This window comes from Natrinema longum, from assembly GCF_017352095.1.
Classification (GTDB): domain Archaea; phylum Halobacteriota; class Halobacteria; order Halobacteriales; family Natrialbaceae; genus Natrinema; species Natrinema longum.
The window spans coordinates 1,317,793-1,338,550 of the sequence record NZ_CP071463.1 but is presented as its reverse complement, the minus strand read 5'-3'; the positions used below and the strand labels follow the sequence as shown (position 1 = coordinate 1,338,550).

General features: G+C 64.8%; 21 protein-coding genes and 1 pseudogene. 7 read left to right on the top strand and 15 right to left on the bottom strand.

Features of this window, described 5'->3' with window-relative positions:
* Positions 1–22 precede the first annotated feature (22 nt).
* The gene (locus tag J0X27_RS06640) at positions 23–508 is read right to left on the bottom strand and encodes a halocyanin domain-containing protein (protein WP_207271603.1); all 486 of its coding nucleotides are present in this window, start codon (positions 506–508) and stop codon (positions 23–25) included.
* 74 nt (positions 509–582) lie between these two features.
* Positions 583–1,047, bottom strand: a complete 465-nt coding sequence (locus J0X27_RS06635; RefSeq protein ID WP_207271602.1) for a PadR family transcriptional regulator — start codon at positions 1,045–1,047, stop codon at positions 583–585.
* Positions 1,048–1,567: 520 nt separating this feature from the next.
* Here J0X27_RS06635 and J0X27_RS17890 point away from each other — a divergent pair.
* The 3 genes and pseudogenes from J0X27_RS17890 to J0X27_RS06630 all read left to right on the top strand — a co-directional run bounded on the left by J0X27_RS17890 (position 1,568) and on the right by J0X27_RS06630 (position 3,676).
* A complete protein-coding gene (locus J0X27_RS17890; protein WP_224214628.1) occupies positions 1,568–1,813 on the top strand; it encodes a transcriptional regulator in 246 nt (81 codons plus the stop codon).
* 365 nt (positions 1,814–2,178) lie between these two features.
* Positions 2,179–2,508: pseudogene (locus J0X27_RS18215) on the top strand (HVO_A0114 family putative DNA-binding protein).
* A 703-nt stretch (positions 2,509–3,211) separates the two neighbouring features.
* Complete coding sequence (locus tag J0X27_RS06630; RefSeq protein ID WP_207271601.1) at positions 3,212–3,676, top strand: hypothetical protein; 465 nt, start codon at positions 3,212–3,214, stop codon at positions 3,674–3,676.
* 236 nt (positions 3,677–3,912) lie between these two features.
* Here the strand turns inward: J0X27_RS06630 and J0X27_RS06625 are convergent, their stop codons facing one another.
* The 5 genes from J0X27_RS06625 to J0X27_RS06605 form a co-directional block, all read right to left on the bottom strand.
* Positions 3,913–4,974 carry a glucosidase family protein gene (locus J0X27_RS06625; RefSeq protein WP_207271600.1) on the bottom strand — a complete coding sequence of 354 codons (1,062 nt, stop codon included), beginning with the start codon at positions 4,972–4,974 and terminating at the stop codon, positions 3,913–3,915.
* A complete protein-coding gene (locus tag J0X27_RS06620; protein WP_207271599.1) occupies positions 4,971–5,693 on the bottom strand; it encodes a class I SAM-dependent methyltransferase in 723 nt (240 codons plus the stop codon). The genes J0X27_RS06625 and J0X27_RS06620 overlap by 4 nt, the downstream gene beginning before the upstream one ends.
* Position 5,694: 1 nt before the next feature.
* A complete protein-coding gene (locus J0X27_RS06615) occupies positions 5,695–7,065 on the bottom strand; it encodes a glycosyltransferase family 4 protein (protein ID WP_207271598.1) in 1,371 nt (456 codons plus the stop codon).
* A 233-nt stretch (positions 7,066–7,298) separates the two neighbouring features.
* Complete coding sequence (locus tag J0X27_RS06610) at positions 7,299–7,859, bottom strand: NUDIX hydrolase (protein ID WP_207271597.1); 561 nt, start codon at positions 7,857–7,859, stop codon at positions 7,299–7,301.
* 72 nt (positions 7,860–7,931) lie between these two features.
* The gene (locus J0X27_RS06605) at positions 7,932–8,885 is read right to left on the bottom strand and encodes a diacylglycerol/lipid kinase family protein (RefSeq protein ID WP_207271596.1); all 954 of its coding nucleotides are present in this window, start codon (positions 8,883–8,885) and stop codon (positions 7,932–7,934) included.
* 54 nt (positions 8,886–8,939) lie between these two features.
* Between J0X27_RS06605 and J0X27_RS06600 the strand changes: the two genes are divergently transcribed.
* Positions 8,940–9,656, top strand: a complete 717-nt coding sequence (locus tag J0X27_RS06600) for a PHP domain-containing protein (RefSeq protein WP_207271595.1) — start codon at positions 8,940–8,942, stop codon at positions 9,654–9,656.
* 115 nt (positions 9,657–9,771) lie between these two features.
* Here J0X27_RS06600 and J0X27_RS06595 read toward each other — a convergent pair whose 3' ends face one another.
* Entirely contained in the window at positions 9,772–11,643 is a 1,872-nt protein-coding gene (locus J0X27_RS06595) for a PAS domain S-box protein (protein ID WP_207271594.1), read from the bottom strand.
* A 114-nt stretch (positions 11,644–11,757) separates the two neighbouring features.
* The gene (locus J0X27_RS06590; protein ID WP_207271593.1) at positions 11,758–12,171 is read right to left on the bottom strand and encodes an Lrp/AsnC family transcriptional regulator; all 414 of its coding nucleotides are present in this window, start codon (positions 12,169–12,171) and stop codon (positions 11,758–11,760) included.
* Between the two features lie 102 nt (positions 12,172–12,273).
* Here J0X27_RS06590 and carA point away from each other — a divergent pair, with 102 nt between their 5' ends.
* Both carA and J0X27_RS06580 read left to right on the top strand, forming a co-directional pair.
* Positions 12,274–13,353: a glutamine-hydrolyzing carbamoyl-phosphate synthase small subunit gene (gene carA, locus J0X27_RS06585; protein WP_207271592.1), complete on the top strand. Its 1,080-nt coding sequence runs from the start codon at positions 12,274–12,276 to the stop codon at positions 13,351–13,353.
* Between the two features lie 279 nt (positions 13,354–13,632).
* The gene (locus J0X27_RS06580) at positions 13,633–13,887 is read left to right on the top strand and encodes a DUF7533 family protein (protein WP_207271591.1); all 255 of its coding nucleotides are present in this window, start codon (positions 13,633–13,635) and stop codon (positions 13,885–13,887) included.
* Positions 13,888–14,035: 148 nt separating this feature from the next.
* On the opposite strand, the gene J0X27_RS06575 is transcribed toward J0X27_RS06580, so the two are convergent.
* From J0X27_RS06575 to J0X27_RS06560, 4 genes are all read right to left on the bottom strand, one after another.
* Positions 14,036–15,205, bottom strand: a complete 1,170-nt coding sequence (locus J0X27_RS06575; RefSeq protein WP_207271590.1) for a M24 family metallopeptidase — start codon at positions 15,203–15,205, stop codon at positions 14,036–14,038.
* Positions 15,202–17,076 carry a UvrD-helicase domain-containing protein gene (locus tag J0X27_RS06570; RefSeq protein ID WP_207271589.1) on the bottom strand — a complete coding sequence of 625 codons (1,875 nt, stop codon included), beginning with the start codon at positions 17,074–17,076 and terminating at the stop codon, positions 15,202–15,204. The genes J0X27_RS06575 and J0X27_RS06570 overlap by 4 nt, the downstream gene beginning before the upstream one ends.
* Positions 17,077–17,139: 63 nt before the next feature.
* Complete coding sequence (locus J0X27_RS06565; RefSeq protein WP_207271588.1) at positions 17,140–17,298, bottom strand: DUF7563 family protein; 159 nt, start codon at positions 17,296–17,298, stop codon at positions 17,140–17,142.
* Between the two features lie 114 nt (positions 17,299–17,412).
* Positions 17,413–17,598, bottom strand: coding sequence for an HVO_0416 family zinc finger protein (locus tag J0X27_RS06560; RefSeq protein WP_097381402.1), 186 nt, complete (start codon positions 17,596–17,598; stop codon positions 17,413–17,415).
* A gap of 222 nt (positions 17,599–17,820) precedes the next feature.
* On the opposite strand from J0X27_RS06560, the gene ubaA reads away from it, so the two are divergent.
* Complete coding sequence (gene ubaA, locus J0X27_RS06555) at positions 17,821–18,660, top strand: SAMP-activating enzyme E1 (RefSeq protein ID WP_207271587.1); 840 nt, start codon at positions 17,821–17,823, stop codon at positions 18,658–18,660.
* A gap of 38 nt (positions 18,661–18,698) precedes the next feature.
* On the opposite strand, the gene J0X27_RS06550 is transcribed toward ubaA, so the two are convergent.
* Both J0X27_RS06550 and J0X27_RS06545 read right to left on the bottom strand, forming a co-directional pair.
* Positions 18,699–19,601, bottom strand: a complete 903-nt coding sequence (locus J0X27_RS06550) for a transposase (protein ID WP_207271586.1) — start codon at positions 19,599–19,601, stop codon at positions 18,699–18,701.
* Between the two features lie 93 nt (positions 19,602–19,694).
* Positions 19,695–20,666, bottom strand: a complete 972-nt coding sequence (locus J0X27_RS06545; RefSeq protein WP_207271585.1) for a hypothetical protein — start codon at positions 20,664–20,666, stop codon at positions 19,695–19,697.
* Between the last annotated feature and the right edge of the window lie 92 nt (positions 20,667–20,758).

Sequence of the window (20,758 nt, the reverse complement as noted above, 5' to 3'; positions counted from 1 at the left end):
GCCCCGGTACCGGACGGCGTCCTCACTCGACGACGACTGCGCCTTTCATTCCCTGTTCTCGGTGGGGTTCACAGACGTAGAGGTACGTCCCCGCCTCCTCGAACTGGTGTTCGAAGGTGATGCCCTCCTCGTCCGTGATTTCGGTCTCGAAGACGGGTTCGTCCGCGCCGGTCGCGCCCTCGATCTCGAGTTCTTCCTCGTCTTCGGGCACGTGGACGACGTTGTGACCGCCGCCCTCGCCGGTCCACTCCCAGACGACCGTCGCGTCCTGGTCGATGCGGATCGCGGGCGGATCGAACTGGAGGCCGTCGTCCCCGGCCCCGACGTCGACCGTGACCTCGTCCTCACCGGTGAGGTCCTCGGTTTCCTCGTACGCGTCGACGTCGTCGAACCAGTCGCCGTAGTCCGGTTCCTCGTCGTCCTGTGCGCTCACGGTGGCACCGAGCCCGCCGAGTGCGAGGCTCGAGCCGATCGCTTTGATCGTCGTTCGCCGATCGAGTAGCCGCATACGTAGCTCGTGGTTGGCCGGTGAGTAAACTCGAGTCCTTCCCCTTGCAACGGGCGGGGTCTGTGCAGTGACGTTCAGTCGCCACTCGAGTCCTCGTCTCGAGCCCCGGTCGGCCGATCGGCCCCCTCCCCTCGAGTGGTCCCCTCCGCTATCGCGTCGTGGTCGGGTCGTCGCTCGCGGAGGACGGCGAGCCGGTCGGCGCGCTGGACGAGCAGCGCGCGCCCGGCACCCGTGAGTCGGTAGGCGTGGACGGAGCCCGGGAGGCCATCGCGCGTCGTGACGAGGTCGCGATCGACGAGCGCGCGCAGGCTCGACTCGAGCCGGCCGGGGCTGACCCTCGGATACCAGCGCTCGATGGTCTCCGCGATCCCCCAGGGATAGCAGGGGTAGCCCTCGTGTTCGCGGCGGGCGACGGCCTCGAGACAGTCGCGCTGGAAGCCGGTGAGTTTGGCCCACGCGCGCCGGTCGTCCGTGGTGTCTGCGGGCGATGCGTCTGCTCGAGCGGGACGTTCAAGGTCCCGCGAATCGTCGTCTGACATGGCTTTCGGTGGAGTACGGAAGCCACGCGGGCCGGTGGTAGTGACACCGGGTCCGCATTCTCGAGGACCGATGTGGGTAGCCGTGGGTCCGTCTGGCCTCCGTTATGTGCTCTTCGGTACGGATAGCACTTAAATTTGGTTACGGAAGCGTAATCCAAGATTACGATATAGTATTTGGTTAATGACAATAATGATCCCAGCACGAGTATTCGCGCCTAATCGTGTCGATTCGAGAACGACCAAGTTGGATGTCGCGTGAAGATTTCCGTATCCTCGAAGCGATAGATGATCCCGAGATTCTCACAGTACAATCTCCTGCGATAATCGCTTACAATCTGGATATGACTCGCCCGCACGTCTCAAATCGTCTTTCTAAGTTCACAGAGCATGGTCTTGTGGAAAAACTAGCGGATGGACGATACCGCATTTCGGACCGAGGTCGTGCGTATCTCGAGGGTAAACTTGATGCCGAGGAGTTGGAACTGAACGAGGAATGACAGCGCGTCGTCCAGGGAATTGGATGCAGTTGTCGATCGATGACCGGATTCTCGAGACGCTCGAGTCGTCGGGCATGATTCTGTCTCCCGCGGTTATCGCGATAAATATCGACAAATCGAGGGATGAGGTGAATCGCCGGCTATCGGCACTGGTCGAGTACGGAGTCGTCGCTCGAGTCAAACGGGGATACTACGAAATCACTGATACCGGCAAGGAGTATCTGTCTGGAGAGTTAGACGCGAGTTCCCTTGAGCCAAACGAGAGTTGATCGCTGAATGCGTTCGCTGATTTCGTGGATGACGAAGTCTGATCCTGCGATTCTCGAGGTCTTCGAGGAAGCAGGGATCGCGATCTCGCCAGCGGTTGCAGAATTCAATTTGGAAGGGGTTTCAAAATCTACGATCATTCAACGCCTTCCAGTCTTAGTTGACCACGATTTATTGGAACGAGTAGACGAGCAACGGGGCTATTATTAAATTACGGGTTAGGCCCATACTTATTTCAAGGGAGGATTAGAGAGTGACGGCCTTGAACCATCAGTTTCTTTCCGCGTATTCGAACCAACTGATGACCGACCTACCCCCAACCCCATGACCCGAACATTCCACGTCCGATCGTAGCGACCTTGAGGACGTGCTTGCAGTTCTCGATGCCGGCGAGAGTGTCGACCCGAAGCCGTCAACGCTCTCCGTAAGGTCCTCGAGACGTTTGGCCGGATCTTTCGGTCGACGAACCTCGAACTGCTCGAGGCGATCGCGGACCACGAATTCGAGAGCATCCGTGAACTCACCCGGAGCGGTGACCGTCACCCGCCGGAGGTGATTGACAACGTCACCGAACTCATCGATTACGGCCTTGCCGACCTCGAGGAGAACGGCTGTGCAAAGCGGCTTTATCTAGTACGATAAGATCGACGTTGACATTCCAGTCGGCCAGCACTCGCCCGATGTCCCGCCGGCGTAATAATCGTTGGTTCGAAGAACTTGCCAATGCTTTCGAGCTTAACCAACCCCGAAGAGATGCCCGCGGCGTTGGTAAAGCCTAGGAGTTGCTGTCCGCTGCTGGATCAATAACCTATAGATTCCCGTCGAACAGCCTAGAAATCTATGGGCCTCCGTCATATCTAGTTTATATATAATACTATTTATAAGTCACGTAGAAATTTCGTCATGCCGTGAGACAAGCCTATTGCCCCGAAATCAACTATTTTTATCATTAGTCTTTCCGACTACCTCTGTTCGTGTAACACTTGCAGGAAGTTCTAGGTACGTGAGATCGGATTCTGATTCCGTATCGGGGAGATCATTTCTTATACCCACTGGTAGTTGATGATCTGACGAAATTGTAACTGACTCTCGACCTGGGAATCTAGTAGTTTCTTGGTCTATACTTTCGACTTCTATCGTTTTACCTTCAGAGATATCCACAACATCTCCTTCTTGGGGAGTTTCGGATTGATTTGTTCCAGTTTTGATAGACTTATCTCCGCTTGTGGATGTGGATTCCAGGACAACATCATCTTCGGTGAGCTCAACATCCCAGTAAACGACCCCATCGTGGTACCCGGTGGATTCCGTGGCCTCTACTGTTTGTATAAGTCTGAAATTCCTTCCGGATAGGTCCTGGGAAAATAAAATGTTTTATTGATACATGGAGTGGTTCACTTATGTCTCAATTTGCCCGCCGAAAGGTCCTCCAAGTTTGTGGAGTGGCACTTGGAGTAGTCGGAGCAGGCTGTTCGACCTTCCAGACGAATACTACAGAAACACGAATTGGTGAGATCACCGTTATTAATCAAGTTGCTCAATCAGACACTGTTCACCTACTATTAATTGAGGACAGCAATCCGATATATTGGGACTCAATCGAAGTAGAACCCAACTCAGGGAGAGAAGGTGTTGTAGAAAGTAAAAGCGTTCAAAACTATCCAACAGAACCAGGAAAATACGCGCTGTATGCGTGGCTGGACGATCAATCTCGTTCAGAATGGGAACAGGTTGACTTAACCGAGTCTGATTCGTCTTGTCTAGATATTACAATTATGGTTGATAGTGCAGAAAATGAACGAGATGGTCTTATAAGAATTCTTACATTCTCTGAATGTGCTGATGATGGAACTGAAAATTTCTAACCTCGAACTGGCCTGACTAGACACTGCCGTCAGACTCCGTTTCGTCTTCGAGTTGTAGAATCGCCTCTTCGACTTCCTCTTGAGTCGCTTCGTCCATTGACTATCCCCTTACCAAGCATATGGGAGGCAGACTCCGTAAAGTAGTCTCAGCGCATTCTCATTGAGAAAATGCGACCCTCCTCAGAGCTTCCGCTTGTTCCGGTTCCGACGGTCCCATCACTCTCGAGTACTACAGTTCACTCCCTTTCCGGCAGGGGATCAGTAAACAGATCCGCAGCCCCCGACAACCCCGACAGCGCGTCCGCGGCCAGCACCGCCGCCCCGCCCGTCCACGTCGGCCGCTCGCCCGGCCAGAACTCCTCGTCCTCGAACTGATACCCCGTCCAGAAGACCCCCTCGTCGTCGGTCCACTGGAAGAGCCACTCGTAGATCTCACGCGCGCGTTCCGCCTCGCCGACCGCGGCCAGCGACACGACCAACTCGCAGGATTCCGCGACGGTCACCCAGGGCTCGTCCGCCACGCAGCGACAGCCCAGTCCCTCCTCGAGGTAGCGATCCATCCCCGCCTCGAGGCGCTGTCGCGCCGGCTCGCCGCCCAGCACGCCACAGAGGACGGGATAGAACCAGTCCATCGCGTAGCGGGATTTGCTCTCCCACGTGCGATCGAAGCGGTCGGGACGCTCCCGGATCGCCGCACCGAGGTCGGCGCGGGCCGCGAGCCAGCGCTCGCGGGCGTCGGTGTGGCCCAGTTCCGCGGCGATCGCCGCCCCGCAGGCCAGGCTCTTGTAGATCGAGGCACAGCCGGCGACGAGGGCGTCCTCGTAGACCTCGCCGTCCGCGCCGACGGTCCAGTAGATCTCGCCGGTCGCGGCCTGCTGGGCGCAGGCGAATTCGAGGGCGTCGCGGACGGTCGGCCAGAGCGTCTCGAGGAACGCCCGATCGCCGGTACACAGGTAGTGGTGCCAGACGCCGACCGCGACGTAGGCGCTGCGGTGGGTCTCCTTTCGGGGTTCGTCGCCGGCGTGTGCGCCGTCGTCGCCGTCCGTTTCGCCGTAGGTCGCCCACAGCGATCCGTCCTCGTGTTGTGCGTCGGCGATCCACCGGTAGGCCCGACGGGCGGCCTCGTGGCGATCAGCGACCGACAGCCCCATCGCGCTCTCGACGTGATCCCAGGGATCGGCGGGGCCGTCGGGATACCAGGGGATGAGCCCGTCCGATCGCTGGACGCGTTCGATGTAGTCGACTGCGGGTGCGAGCTCCCAGTCCGCGAGCGACCGTCCCGAGGCGACGTTGCTCACGCCGCCCCCTCCAGCTGGAAGTAGTAGACGACGCTCTTCCCGACGACGGGATCGAGCGCCCGCTCGAGCAGCCGGACCGGGCGGGGGGATTCCAGCACGTCCCACTCCAAAAAGCGGTCGTAGGCCCGCAAGGGCAGCGGCGGGTCGCCCCGCTCGTCGCGGTCCCACCAGAGACACTTCAGCCACCAGTAGGGCGCGTGCAGGGCGTGGGCGAAGTGGCCGTCGACCCGCCGGAACCCGCGGTGTTCGATGGCCGCCTGTAACTCCTCGCGGTCGAAAATCCGGACGTGCCCGCCCTCGACCTGGTGGTACTCGTCGGAGAGCGCCCAACAGACCCGCTCGGGGCCGGCTCGAGGCACGCTCACCGCGAGCGTGCCGCCGGGCGCACAGACCCGCCGGAGTTCGTCGATGGCGGCCTCGTAGTCGGGGATGTGCTCTAGGACCTCGGTACAGCAGACGACGTCGAACGCGCCGTCCTCGAAGGGGAGCCTGAGTGCGTCCCCCGACAGGAAGGTCACTGGCACGTCCGTCTCGCCGGCGATGTACTCCTCGTAGTCTTCCTGAGCCGCGCGCAGGCTCGCTCGCTCGAGGTCGAGCCCGACGACTTCGGCGACGTTCTCGAGGGCGGCGGCGTGGACGTGACGGCCCTCGCCACAGCCGACGTCGAGGACGCGCATACTCGGCGTCAGGGTCATCCGGTCGAAATCGATCGTCTCCATGTTAGCCCTCCTGTGACTGCGTTTCGATCGCGTTGCGGTACGTTCGGACCGTCTCGCGGGCGGCCCGATCCCAGTCGAACTCCTCGACGATGCGTTCGCGACCCTGCTCGCCGAGGCGCTGACGGCGCTGCTCGTCCGTGAGCAGTTCCCGAATCCCCTCGGCTAACGCGTCGGGTTCGCCCGGTTCGACGAGTACCCCCGCGTCGCCGACCACTTCGGGGAGCGCGCCGCCGGTGGTGGCGACGACCGGAACGCCACAGGCCAGTGCCTCGCCGGCGGGGAGGCCGAAACCCTCGTACAGCGACGGGACGACCGCCACGTCGGCGGTGCCGTAGAGCTCGATCATCCGCTCGTAGCTGATCTCGCTGTGGGTCTCGATCGCCTCCTCGATCCCGAGTTTCGAGACGAGTCGGGCACAGTCGCCGCCCTCGTCGAACTCCCCGACGACGACGAGTTCGGCGTCGACGTCTCCCCGAACGGTCGCGAAGGCCTCGAGCAGGTGTCGGGTTCCTTTCAGCGGGACGTCGGCGCTGACGGTCGTCATCACGCGCGGGCGATCGTGCGTTCGCTCGCGGGGTTCGAACAGTTCGGTGTCGATCCCGTTATAGACGACACGAACCGACTCGGGGTCGGCCCCGAAGTCGGCGACGGTGCGGTGTCTGGCCGATTCGGAGACGGTCAGGATGTGTGGGAGTTCCTGGACGACCTCGCGTTGCATCCGGAGGAAGCGATACCAGCGACGGATCAGCAGGCGTTCCCCCCAGCTATCGGCCGCGGCGAGGTCGGCCTCGCGGTCGACGGTGATCGGATGGTGGACCGTCGCCACGACCGGGTGGCCCCGCTCGCGGAGCGTGTTGAGGCCGTGACACAGCGACTGGTTGTCGTGGACGACGTCGTACGACGGCTCCTGCTCCTCGAAGTAGTCGACGACCCGGCGGCCGAATGCGTAGGGATCCGGAAAGCCACCGGTGAGCGCGCTGAGCCACTCGTAGAGCGCGAGGGGGTCGCCGAGATAGGCGGGCTCGAACTGGCCGAGCCTGTCGAGTTCGTCGACGATGTTCTCGCCGGGGAGTTTCACCAGCCCGACGTCGTCGTCGAGTTCGGGGTAGGGTTTCCCCGAAATCACGTCGACGGAGTGGCCGCGGGCGGTCAGCGCCCGACTCAGATATTTCACGTAGACGCCCTGTCCTCCGGAATACGGGTTCGATCGGTAACTGAGGAGACAGATATCGAGCGACTCGTCGGCGACCCGCCCCGTCCCAGGCGTGGGCTCCGATTCCGCCGTCGCCCCCGCGGCGGTCGATCCGTCCGCCGACGCGGACGACGCGATCGTACTCCCCCGGAGAAGCCGTCTGAGCGTGCCAGTGACCATCGCAGTCTATCCTGCATGTGTGAGCACTCCCCTATAAACCTCCCGTTCGTGTACTGTTTTCCGACGGCGTTCGGTCTCGAGCGGAGGCCACGCGCCGATCGGGCTCGGGCACCGGCGTCGCTCTCGTAGCTCGAGTGCTCAGTCGCGGTCGGGTCCGTCGTGGTTTCGCGGCGGACCCCTCGATGCGTGTGCTCCCGGCTCCGGGCGGTGTCGGTCAGTTGGGCCGTCGACTCTCACCGGACGTCCCGTCGCATCGCGATCTCGAACCACGGACAGAGTCGAAGCTGGCGGTACCACTCCGGATTGGAGTGCAGTCGCTCGTAGGGGACCCACATCAGCCCGGCGACCTCCTCCTCGTTGGGGTCGAGGCTGCGGTCCGTCAGCGTCAGTTGCAAGACGGCACAGACCTCGTGTTCGACGCCCGCGTTCTCGAAGTAGCGTTTGTACTCGAAGCGATCCGTTAGCTCCAGATCGTCGTACTGATCGGGGGTGATCCCCAGTTCCTCCTCGAGGCGCTGGCGGGTCGCTTCCTCCTGGCTCTGTCCCTCGACGGGGTGGGAGGCGACGGTGCCGTCCCAGTACGTTCCCCAGAGGCGTTTGTCCGGCGCTCGCTGGGCGAGGAGGACGTTCCCCTCGCCGTCGAAGACCAGCGACGTGAAGGCCCGATGGCGGATCCCCTCGCCGGTATGGGCGTCGAGTCGGTTGACGGGTTCGAGCGCGGCGTCGTCGGCGTCGACGGCGATCACGTCCTGTCCGGCGTTCTCGTGTTGGAGGTCCTCCTCCGGCGTGCTCATAGTCGTACACTCACGACGACTCTTGAAACCAGTATCGGCTCGTCCCGAGGGTTTCGAATCGATACAGCCCGTCTATCCGCGCGTCTCGAGGGGCCATCGATTCCCGTCGTCCGGATCCGGCCGATAGCCGTCGCCGACGGCGATGGTGAGCGTCGCCGGCTCCGTCTCGAGATGGAGCCGTTCGGTCTCGAGGATCTCGCCGTCGAGGCTGTACTCGATGGCGTCGGCGTGGCTCTCGATCACCAGCGACGGCGTCCGGCGGCGGACGATGTGCGTGCTTTCCTGGCCGAACAGGCCCTCGAGGGCCGCGCCGCCGAGCAGATCGGTCGTCGCCGCGTCCTCGACGATCGTCACCTCGAGGCGGCCGTCTTCGACGTTTGCCTGTGCGGTTCGCGCGCCGGTAAAGCGCCGGCAGTTCCCGACGAGGACGAACAGCGCCTCGCCCTCCCAGGCCCGCGCCCGCTCGCCGTTCGATCCCGTCGCGGTCTCCACTCGCAGCGGGAGCGAGTCGAACTCCCCGAGCGTCTCGACGGTGTTTTTCACGTACGCGAGCACGCCCAGCTCCGCCTTGCTCTCGGTGGTCGTCTCGCTGCTTGCCTCGGCGGTGATCCCGCCGACACAGGAGTTGACGAACACCCGACCGTTCGCCGTGCCGATGTCGATCTCCCGCCGACGGCCGTCTTCGATGACCGTAAAGGCGTGCTCGAGTCCCTCGATTCCGACGTTCGCGGCGAAGTTGTTCCCCGTCCCCGCGGGGACGACGGCGACGGCGGTCGTCTCGAGGGCCGCCGCGTCGGCGATTCCGTTGACGACGGCGTTGAGCGTGCCGTCGCCGCCGGCCGCGGCGACGAGATCTGCGCTCGGAGCGGCCTCGCGGGCGAAGCGCTTGGCGTCGCCGCTCTCCTCGGTCGTCATGATCTCGAACCCGTGGTCGGTCGCGAGGCCGACGACGTCGTCGACGTGCTCCCCGCTCCCGCTGACGGGGTTGAGGACGAGAACGCGATCGCTCGCCTCGTGGGATGGCATACTGGAGCCCATGCCGGCCGCATCCAAAAGGATCTGGCCGGCGTTTGCCCCAGTATGTATACGGTCGATCTCCACGCACACACGCGATTCTTCCACGGCCGGCGCTCGCTTGGCGACCGGTACGACCCGCTGGGCGTCAGGCTCCTCACCGAGCTGGCCGCCCGGCGCGGCCTCGACGGGGTCGCGACCACCAACCACGACTACTACACGCCGTTCGATCCCGCGCCCGACGTGGCGACGCTGCCGGGCATCGAGATCACCACGGATCGGGGCCACGTCCTCGTCGTCGGCCCCGATCCGCCCCGGGCGACGAAACCCGGCGCGCTCTCGCCCGCGGAGGCCGTCGCGCTGGCCCACGACCGCGACTGTGCTGCCATCGTCGCCCACCCGTTCCGGAACAGCACGGTGCGGGAACTCGAGGACGTTCCCTTCGACGCGATCGAAGTCAACGGCAAACACCCCCGCTCGCAGCCCCTCGTCGAGGCGCTGGCGGCCGAGCGGGACCTCCCGCTGGTCGGCGGGAGCGACGCACACTATCCCTTCGAGGTGGGGCGGGCGTACACGGTCGTCGAAGCGGACCGGCTCACGCCCGAGTCGGTCGTCGATGCGATCCGCGACGGACGAGTGAGCGCACGCGTCTCCCGGTCGAAAGGTAACCGGCTCCTCAGGCGGGGCTACCGGGCGGTCCACAGCCGCAAACACGTGATCGACGCGTTCGAGGAACCGACTCCCGGTGTCGGGCAGCCGCCGGGCGAACCCGACGAGGACTGAGACGGTTTACTGTCCGTCAGTGCCGGCGGGACCGGGACCGCCCTGCGGTCCCACCGGGACATCGGGACAGCAAACCGTATGAGACGGGTTGCTGTCGCTGGCCGTCCGGCCGCCGTCAGTGGCTCTCGGCGGCCGGGACCCGGAGCGTGACGACGCTGCCCCGTGGCTCGTTGTCGGCGATCTGCATCTCGCCGCCGAAGCTCTTCGCGACCCAATAGATGTACCACAGATCCAGACCCGTTCCGTGGACGAGTTGGGTCTCGTCCTCGTGGTCGACCATCGGTTGTTCCGCCGCCGGAATTCCGGGGCCGGTATCGGCGATCACGATGTCGACCAGCGTTTCCGTCCCGACCCTCTCGGAGTGGGGAACGGTGATCGTCACCTCCGGAGTACCACGGTCGTTGTGGATGACGGCGTTGTGTACCGCCTCTCGGATCGCGGTCTCGAGTCGGTCGTCGGCCTGGACGGTCACGGTCTCGGGCTCGGAGACCGTGATCTCGGCATCGGGGTACTCCTCCTCGAAGTCACTCGCCAGCCCCGAGAGCATCGTCCCGACGTCGCTCGTGACGTCGGGGTCGCGTTCGCGTTGGAACAGGTCGCGGACGGCTGCGGCGTTTTCGCTGATTTCGAGGAGGTCCGCCGCCTGCGTTTCGATCGCGGTCAGGGCCACGGTTCGCTCGTCGTCGTCGGCCTCCCGGAGACGCGTTGCGTTCCCTTCGATGACGTTCATGCCGTTCCGGATGTTGTGTCGCAGGATCCGGTTGAGCACGCTGAGTCGCTGTCCGCGCAGTCGTTGCTCGGTGATATCGGACTCGATGGCGACGAAGTGCGTGATCTCGCCGTCGTCGTCGGTGATCGGCGCGATCGTCTGGTCGACGTGGTACAACTCGCCGGACTTGCGCCGGTTGACGAGTTCGCTTTCCCAGATCTCACCCGAGCGGATCGTGTCCCAGAGGTCCTCGTAGAACGCCTCGTCGTGCTTTCCCGACTTGACGATCCGTGGGTTCAGACCGACGACCTCCGTTCGGCTGTATCCGGTGTCCCGTTCGTAGGCCGGGTTGACGTACTCGATAGTCCCGTTGCGGTCCGTGATGATGATCCCGTGCCCGGCCTGTTCGACCGCTTTTCGGAAGAGTTGTAACTCCCGCTCGCGTTCCCTCCGAGCCGTGACGTTTTGCACCGCGCCGCGTAACGCGACGACGGTTCCGTCCTCCGTGACGGGCTCTCCGACCGTCCGGACCCAGCGGTCGTTCCCCTCGGCCGTGACGATCTCGAGGACGCCGTCGTACGACTCCTCGCGGCGTCGACACGCCTCGACGAACGACCGAATCCGGGGCCGATCGTCGGGCCGATAGAACTCGATCGCGTCCGAAAGCGTCGGCTCGTAGCCGTCGTCGACCTCGAAAATCGCTCTCGTCCCGTCGGTCCACCGGAGTTCGTTCGTTCGGAGATCGAGTTCCCACCCGCCGACGGCCGCGAGGTCCTCCGCTTTCGTCAAGAGGTCCCGATTCCGCTCGAGTTCACGCTCCGCCGTCGCCCGTTCGGATATTTCACGAACGATGCCGACGATCCGGCGAACCGGACCGCTCGAGTCGGCCGGGTGCAACGTCGTCTCGACGGTTCGTTGGCCGACTGGAAACGAACGCGTCGCGCTGAAGTCGACCGAGGCCCCGCTCTCGACGCACTCTCGGTAGCGACGGAGCCCGTCGCCGTCGGGGCCCAACTCGAACACCTCCCGGAGGGTTCTCCCGGTGACCGACGCGTCGCTCAGGCCGGTGGCCGCTTCGTAGGCCGGGTTGACGCGCCGGAACCTGAACGCGAGGTCCCGCTCCGTCCGTTCGACGTCGATCAGAAAGACTGCCTCCTCGACGGCGCGAAACAGCGTTTCGGCCTCGTCGGGAGCCACCGATCGGTCCCGATTCGAATCCGCCGTCCGATCGCCGGCGACCGACTCGTTTCGATTTCCGGACCGTTTCTCGGCGGTCATTAGAACGGAATGTCACCCACCGGTGAAAAAAGCGAACGGTACTTTCACCGACTGGGAACGCCGTCGCGACTCGAGTCGCCGTCGTTTCGGTTCGGGTCGGAGCGAGCGGCGGATTCAGCCGAGTTCCTCGTCCAGAATCAACCGCGTTTTCGTACTCACGACCTCCTCCTGATCGCGGGCCTTGGTGATCAGATCGTTGACCCCGCGCGTGTCCGCGGCGTCGACCACGAGGACGACGTCCTGTTCGCCCGAGACCATCCAGACGAAGTCGACCTCGTCCCACTCGGCGATCCGCTCTGAGACGGCCTTGGTATCGACGTCGACCGCGACGCTGAGTTCGATCATCGCCTGGACGTTGCCCGTCCGGGTCGAGATCGTAAAGCGCTCGATCACGTCGTCGTCCATCATGCGCTCGACGCGGTTGCGGACGGTCCCCTCGCTCGTGCCGACCTCGTCGGCGATCTCGGTGTACGGCGTGCGGGCGTCTCGCCGGAGAATATCGAGGATCTGTCGGTCCAGGTCGTCCATGGAGATGCGTACCTACGTCGAACTCGCATTTACCGATTACGAAAATCGTAACTGAGCTTCGAAGACAACACTTATGATGGTCCATCCGATACGTAGATCGTAATGACGGAAGCCTACGTCGCACTGGAAGGCGGTCACGTACTCGAGGGGCGTGGTCGCGCGGCAGGAACGGCTCGCGGCGAAATCGTGTTTACAACAGCGTATACGGGCTACGAAGAGAGCCTGACTGATCCCTCTTACGAGGAACAGATCCTGACCTTCTCGTATCCCCTGATCGGTAACTACGGCGTCCGCGAGGAGCGGTTCGAGGACGGCCGCGTCCACCCGCGTGGCGTCGTCGCGAAGGAACTCACCGAAGACGTCGTTGACTGGCTCGCAAGCGAGGGGGTCCCGGCCGTCGACCACCTCGACACGCGCGAGATCGTCACCGACATCCGCGACGGCGGTGCGATGAAGTGTGGCATCGCCGTCGGCGAGGACGTCACCGAGGAGGACGCCCTGGCTGAACTCGAGCAGTGCAAGGCCATGAGCGATCACACCGACATCGGTGCCCAGGTCAGCGTCGACGAGCCAGTCGTCCACGGCCCGGACAACGACGGCGAGACGGTCGCCCTGATCGACTGCGGCGCGAAGGGCTCGATCATCAGCTCCCTGCTCGAGCGTAACGCGACCGTCCACGTGTTCCCCTACGACGCCGACGTCGCCGACGTCGAGGCCGTCGACCCCGATCTCCTGTTCATCTCGAACGGTCCCGGCGACCCGGTCAACTTCGAAGGTGCCATCACGCTCGTCGAGGAATTCGTCGAAGACACGCCCGTCGCCGGCATCTGTCTCGGCCAGCAGATCGTCGCCGAGGCGCTCGGTGGCTCGACCGAGAAGATGACCTTCGGTCACCGCGGCGTCAACCAGCCGGTCCTCGACCTCGAGTCGGGGCAGGTCGTCATGACCACCCAGAACCACGGCTACACCGTCGCCGACCCCGGCGAGCACCTCGAGATCACCCAGATCAACGTCAACGACGACACGCCCGAAGGGATCGACGGCATCGAGTACGACGTGCTCACCCGACAGTACCACCCCGAAGCGAACCCCGGCCCCGAAGACACCCTCGACTTCTTCGACGACGTGCTCGCTATGGCTTCCGAGCGGGCGGACACGCGAGCGGTTCCCGCCGACGACTAACCGTCCGGTGGCTCCGTCGCTTCTCCACGATTTCCGACACGCAGTGGCGACTCTCCGCCGACGTGTCTCGGTGACCGAGCACGGGACGGCGACGAAGCCGTGTGCACGATCCGAGCCGCTAGCGTCGCGAGTCCCGGTCGAAGCGCCTCGGATCGTGGGTCGCTGTGACCGAACGGGCGCTCGAGGAACCGTGGACTCCGACTGTCGGGTATCGATCGGACGGCCCGGCGATCGCACACGTCGCCGTGTTTTTAGCCGGTGGCCCGCTATCTGGAGCCAATGACCGGCATTATCGACACGATCAAACTCGCGGGAACGCTCGTCCTCGCGCTTCCCGCCGCGATCGCCGGGCTCGAACTCCTGCTCGTCCGGGACCAAACGGCCGTCGGCGTGGCACTTCTGGGACTCGCGATCGGCCTCGTGGCCGTCCAACACTGGCTGACGATGCCCACCGATATTCCCGAACTGCTGGTCAAACGAGTCGTCGGAACGGTCACCAAAGAGCCCGACACCGAACCCGACGACGAACGGTAGCGACGGGTCGATCGCTCGCCGAGCGCTATCGCCTTCTCAAGTGGCACTCACTACCCGAACGACGCAGTTGGAGACGCTGTATCCGGCAGTCTTGCTGACAGTATCGTCCAACGATCGAAACTCCACGCCCCTCAACCCGCGGCGACGGTCACTCGAGGAGCGCCGTCGGCTCGAGCGATTGCGATGGCGCGGCGAGCCAGTCGGGGCGCTCGCCCTCGCCGTGGACCGCGAGCACGTCGGCGATCCGGACCCGACTCTCCGCACCGACCTGTCCGGCTACGTCGAGTCGAACCACGCTCCCTGGCCCGACGTCGTCACCGCCGTCGATCGGTCGTTCGCGGGGCTCGAGCCCGACACCGGAGACCCGCGTTTCGATCGCGTCGTCCTCGCCGAACCCGAACGAGCGCACCTCCGCCTCGAGGTCGGCTGCGACGGCGGTCACCGATTCCGGTCCGGCGGTCAGCATCGATCGCGCGGAGCGAAACGACTGCGTGACGCCGACGTGGACCCGCCGCTCGCGGCCGCCGTCGCCGTCGACGACGAGCGTCCGAACCAACCCGCCGTAGTAGCCGGTCGGTCCGCGCGGCGCAGCCTCGAGAACGATCGGCTCGCCCGGTCGGAGCGGTTCCTCCTCGGGATCGGACCGTCCCCTCGAGTCGGGATTGACGGCCGTGTTTCCGACCGGAAACGCACCCGCGCGCACGATCGCCTCGTCGATGGCGGTCCGTAACCGGGTGGGCGTCACCGGTTCGGCGTCGGTACTCGGACCACCGCCAACTGCGAGCAGCCCGTCGACGACCGTCGTATCCGCCAGTAGCGACGCCGCTCGCCGGATCCCGGCGGCGGCCGCTCGCTGGGCGGCCGCGATCGCCGCCCGCTCGCCGTCCGTCTTCGTCGCTCGCGCCCGCTCGAGGGCGTCCGTCGACGCCAGTTCGACGCCCGCCCCCTCGAGATAGAGTGCGGCGTCGTGGGGCACTCGCGGTGGCGTCAGTACCGTCCCCTCGAGTCCGCGATCCGCGAGCGCCGTCGCGAGTCGCCGGGCGGGGTGACCGCTCGCGTCGTCGCCCGCCGACCGGACGAGCCACTCGTCGTCGGCACCGACGTACGCGATCGCGGTGCGGTCGGTCGGAGGCGTCGGGCAGGCGTATCGAAGTCCCGGATCGCGAGCAGTGCCGACGTGGACGACGGCCGTGGCGTCGCGGTCCGCCAGTACCCTCGAGAAGACGTCGGCTGCGTGGTCGCGGCGCTGGCGGGCGACGCCGGGGCGATCACCGACCCGGCCGCCAGCCGTGGCGTCGCGGTCGGTCCGACCGGTCACGGCGCTTCGGCTTCCGCCTCGAGCTCGTCCGCGTCCGTCTCGATGGGTTCCTGGGCCTGCTCGATCAGTTCCTCGAGCGTCGAGTCGGTGAGCCGATTCTGCAATAGGACGTCGATTGGGAGCGTCGGTGCGCCGTCGACGAGGTTCTCGAGCAAGACGAGCCGTTCGCGGGCGCGGGACATGCCGACGTAGAAGACGCGGCGTTCGTTGTCCGTCAGCACGGGCACGGGCGAGGTGGTCTTGGTGAACTCCTCGCAACCGGGGATCGCCTCGGGATCGTCGACGGTGGCGACCATCTGTTCGACGACCTTTTCGGTGAGATCGGTGCCGACGAACACGTGGTCCGCCTCGCGGCCCTTCGCGGAGTGGATCGTGCCGACGCGGACGCGATCGGTGTCCATTCCCGTGTACTCGCCGATCCCGAAGTACGAGCGGACGCTCTTCTTCTGGAAGTTTGTGACCTTCCGGAGCATGTCGGCTGCCGAGGCGGGATCGGGCATGAACGGCGCGTGGTCGACGATGACCTCGCTGGGGATCATGAGTTGCTCCAAGTCGTCGATACCGGCCTCCTCCTGGCGCTCGTCGATCTCGTCGAAGAGGGCGTCGCGATCGTTGGTGCCAAACGCCGACTCCTGGAGCATGTCGGCGAGTCGACGGGCCTGCAGGCCGGTGACGTCCTCACCCGCGTCGATCGCCTCGACGGCGCGGACGTACTGGGTGAGTCGGTCGGTCCACATCCGCTGGTCGGTCAGCGAGGTGAAGGGGACGCCCTCGGTGATGAACTCGTCGATGAACTGGAACATCTGGTAGCGGGCCCGGAACAGTACCATGATCGTGCCATCGCCCTCGACGAGCGTGCGCCGAACCATCCGGACGACGTCGAGCATCGAGCCGTTCGTGCGCGCCTCGACGGCACCGCCTTCGGTACGGGGCTTGAGGTCCTTGTCCTGGCGGTGATCGATGTGACGGATCTCCTTGTTGACCGCGTTGAGCACGTTCGAGGGCAGCCGATAGGAGTTGGGAAGGATGACGTCCTCGTCGACCTCCTCCTCGAGGAGCAATGCGGGGTCGGCACCCTGCCAGGAGTAGACGACCTGGTCGTCGTCGCCGGCGATCAGGACCTGCTCCATGTGGGGTTTCCACTCCTCGTAGACGTCGTACTGCAGCGTGGTGATATCCTGAAACTCGTCGATCACCAGGTAGTCGACGCTCGGCAGCAAGGACCGCTGTTTGACCCGCTCGAGCATGTCGGCGAAGCCGATCTTGCCGTGTTCGCCCTTGTAGGACCGCCAGGCCCGGATCGTCTCGGGAACGTCGATTCGGTCGTCGTCGCTGGGCCAGGTCGGGGTGTACTTGTTGCCCTCCTGGGCGTTGGGGTCGATCTCGGGTGGGAGACGAACTTCCTCTTCGTCCCACTGGAAGGGGACGTCGTACCAGTCGGTTACCTCACGGCTGGTCCGCTGGAGCCACTGGCTCGTCGCGATGACCTTGTTGCCGATCGTCGTCGATCGAGCGGTTCGGCGGCCGGCACCCGAATACTCGTCCTCGTACTCGATACCGTACTCCTCGCAGAACTCCTCTTTGTCCGACTCGCCGATAACGTCGCTCCGAGAGAGATCGAGCAGCTCGTAGGCCTTGGCGTGCATCGTACAGACGTTTCCCTGCAGCGCACGCGGGCTCTCGTCGAGCCGGTCTGCGAGACGCTCCCGAACCTCCTGTGCTGCCGCTCGCGTATACGAGACGACGAGAATATCCCGGAACGTAACGCCCTCCTGCTCGAGAATGTCCTCGACGTGGTCGAGAAGGGCAGTCGTCTTGCCGCTTCCCGGACCACCGAACAGGCGGGTGACCGTCGTGTCCGTCGTAGTCATTGTAGCTGTACAGGAGCGCGATACCTATAAGTGACGTGGGTTTTCTTCGACAGGAACTGACGCTCAGGGATCGCGGGGAGAGCGGGCCTCTCGGACGTCGGCACCGTCGCGGATCTTGTCCTGACAGTCCGGACACACGCGGGGGTCGTCGACACCGCGGGGGGTGAAGACGCGGGCGTACGTCTCGGTGACGAACGCGCCGCAGTTCTGGCATTCCGGCATTGTTATTCCCACTGCGAAGTGATCGACAACACGTTATAATCCTGTCGAATTATCAGTGATAAAAATACGGGATGGATTACGAAGCGACCGCTGTCGCTCGTCGCTACTGGAGGGTTACGGCGCTGGCTGCCACCCACAGACGGTACAGGAACTGGCGGACGTATCGTGGAGGCCGCCACATTCGGGGCACTGCTTCTTGTTATACTCCTGCTCCCACCCTACTCGTTCGACCGAGTGACCGCGATCGGACAGGAATTGATCGATGACGTCGTCACCGGCATCAGTGGGTGAGGTTGCCATAGGTGTGTGAAGGCACACCACATTATTAAATCGTTGGGTCGCTGAAGATGCTGCCACCTCCGCGAGACCACACGTCGTTGCCCCGCCTACGGCAGGGAATACCCACGGTGCCATCGATCGACAGCGAGCGCCACAGCACACCCCACGAGTTCGAGCCAGCGCTCGCTCGCGGAGACGACCCCGACCCGCGAACTTTTCTCGCTCTCGACCCAACGCCTCCGTATGAGCGACCTGCGCCTCGACGCAACGCAACTCGATCGCTACTCGAGACACGTCATCATGGACGAGATCGGTCCCGAGGGCCAACAGCGGCTGCTCGAGAGTTCCGTTCTGGTCGTCGGCGCGGGCGGCCTCGGCTCGCCGGCGATCCAGTATCTCGCCGCCGCCGGGGTCGGCCGGCTGGGGATCGTCGACGACGACGTCGTCGAGCGCTCGAACCTGCAACGACAGATCGTCCACGGCGACGCCGACGTCGGGCGACCGAAAGTCGAGAGCGCCGCCGACTACGTGACGGCACTGAATCCCGACATCGACGTCGAGACCCACGAGGTCCGCGTTACGGCCGACACGGTCGCCGACCTCGTCGCGGAGTACGACGTCGTCCTGGACGCCAGCGACAACTTCGCGACCCGCTACCTGCTCAACGACCACTGCGTCCTCACCGAGACGCCGCTGTTCCACGGCGCGATCTACCGCTTCGAAGGACAGATCACGTCGTTTACGAACGACCGCGGCAGTCGCGACGACTCGCCCCCGTGTTATCGGTGTCTCTTCCCCGAGGCCCCCGAACCCGGCACCGTCCCCGACTGTGCCACGACGGGCGTCCTCGGCGTCCTCCCCGGCACCGTCGGCTGTATCCAGGCCACGGAGGTCGTCAAGTACTTGCTCGGGAAGGGCGACCTCCTCGAGGGTCGCCTCCTGCTGTACGACGCGATGGGCATGAGTTTCGAGGAAGTGCCGGTCCAGCCGAACCCGGCGTGTCCGGTCTGTGGCGACGACCCCGAGATCGAGTCCGTCTCGGACGTGGCCTACGAGGGAACCTGCGAGATTTCGGCCGACTGACTGGCGGCGAGACGATTGGCATCCCGAGGAGACACCGACTACGAGACGCTGACGTACCGACGGCGGTGGTCGAGATAGACGATCGACGAGAGCCAGAGCGCGATCAGGAAGGCGTAGACGCCGACCCCCGACGGGTTCGTCGACTGGACGAACCGCGCCGCCAGGTACGCGACCGCGTAGGTCCCGAGCGGCGCGCCGACGTATACCCAGTAGTTTGGCATCCAGCCTCGACCCGCCTCGAGGAGAGTGATCGCGTCCTTGAACAGTGCGACGGCGACGAAGACGGCGAACGGAACCAGCACGAACAGCGACAGCACCGCGACCAAGAGCCCGGCATCACTGTCCGGACTCACGCCGAACACGTACAGTAACACCGCCGGCGCGACGACGACGTACGCGGCGATCAGCCACCACCAGCGGGAGTCGTCGGCCGCCGCGTCCGGAGCCGCCCGCGAACTGGCCCCGTCTCGAGTCCGATCGGCCTGACTGACCAGCCAGTCGCCGACGGCCGCGCCGACGCCGCCGCCGAGCCCGAAGAGCGCCACGAGAAACGGGACGACGATCGGGAGCGCGACGACGGCGATCGCTCCCTGCCAGCCCGAAAGCGTCCACACGAGTTCGGCCGTGTAAGCGACTTCCCAGCCGACCGCCGGCGCGGAGCCGACGACGCCGGCGACCACGCCAGCCCGGCGGCTCACGGACGGTCGTTTGCCGTATCGAACGGCCTCGAGCAGACCGACGTTCCCGTCCTCGGCCGAGCGGTCGGCGTAGTGGAGGCCAGCGAGCAAGCCGGCGACGACGACGGCTTCGCCCGAAAACGACATCGGCGCGGACTCCCACGAGAGGGCGACGGTGAACGGAATCGACGCGAGTCCGAGGAGGACCGCCGTTCGGAACCGCTCGTCGGCCAGATCCGCGAGGGTGTTGCGAAGCGGGGGCATTGTGGTTAGCTGACTGTCAGATACAGCGACTATTCAAAGTACTCCTCGAGTCGACGCGCGATTCGGGCCCAGGGGCGGGGCCCGGCTTCGCCGTCACCCGCTCGAGACGGTGCGTCCGAGCCTCGAGCGGACGACGGCGGGCAGTTGCACCGCGCCGGCGACGGCGAGACAGGAAGCGAACGCGGTGGTCCCCAGTTTGCCACCCGCCCCGGAGAGGGACGGCGCGACCGCGAGATAGACGAGGCCACAGAGGCAGCCGGCGGCGGCGATCTGGTCCGTGGTCGCCAGCCGCTCGTCGCCCGACATCCCGACGAAGGAAGCACAGAACGCGACCGCGGCCAGCGTCGACCCGACCGCCGGGAAGAGCGGAGGGAGCGCGACGCCGGCGACGAGTCCGATCACGGCGGAGGCGACGACGGAACTGGCCCCGCCGTGGGTCCGAAGCGCGACGGTCGCGACCGCCGCGACGCCGGCGACGGCGACCACCGGCGGGGCGAGTCGCGGCTCGAGCGCGCTGGCGGCGGCGTAGTCGACGTCGAGCAAGGCGACCGTCACGATGCAGCCACAGAGCGCGATCGTCCCGTACTTACCACCGAAGCCGTCGAACGAACCGGCCGTCGCGACGAACGCGAGGCCGGCGATCACCCCGGCGATCGCGACTCCCTCGAGCGACGGGAACACGGCCGGCGAGGCCATCCCGACGAACGTCCCGCAGTAGGCCGGGCCGTCGATTCGGGGGAGCCAGATGCCGACGAGCAAGCCGACGGCGGCGGCGGCCAGGACCGGGCCGAGGCCGGCGTGAACGCTCAGGGCGTAGGTGACGACCGCCGCGACTGCGACCGCGACCGCGTCGACGGCGTCGGCTCGTGCGAGTCCACCCCTGTCGAGCCTCGAGAGCTGCCGTCGCTCCGTCGCGGCGACGACGGTCCCGGTGAGCCCGACACCGAGCGGGATGCCCACCGCACCGACGTGGAGTTCGGGCGGCGCACGGACGGCACCGAGGAACAACGTGGCCGGCGTCACCAGCAACGCGAGGTAGCCGATGACTCGAATCGGACCGTACACATCCGAACTCTTCCGAGGGAGTCCGAGAGGGTTACGGTTCGGAGAACCTATCGCCGGCTGTCAGATCGCGGGCGTGATAGGTCGACGGAACG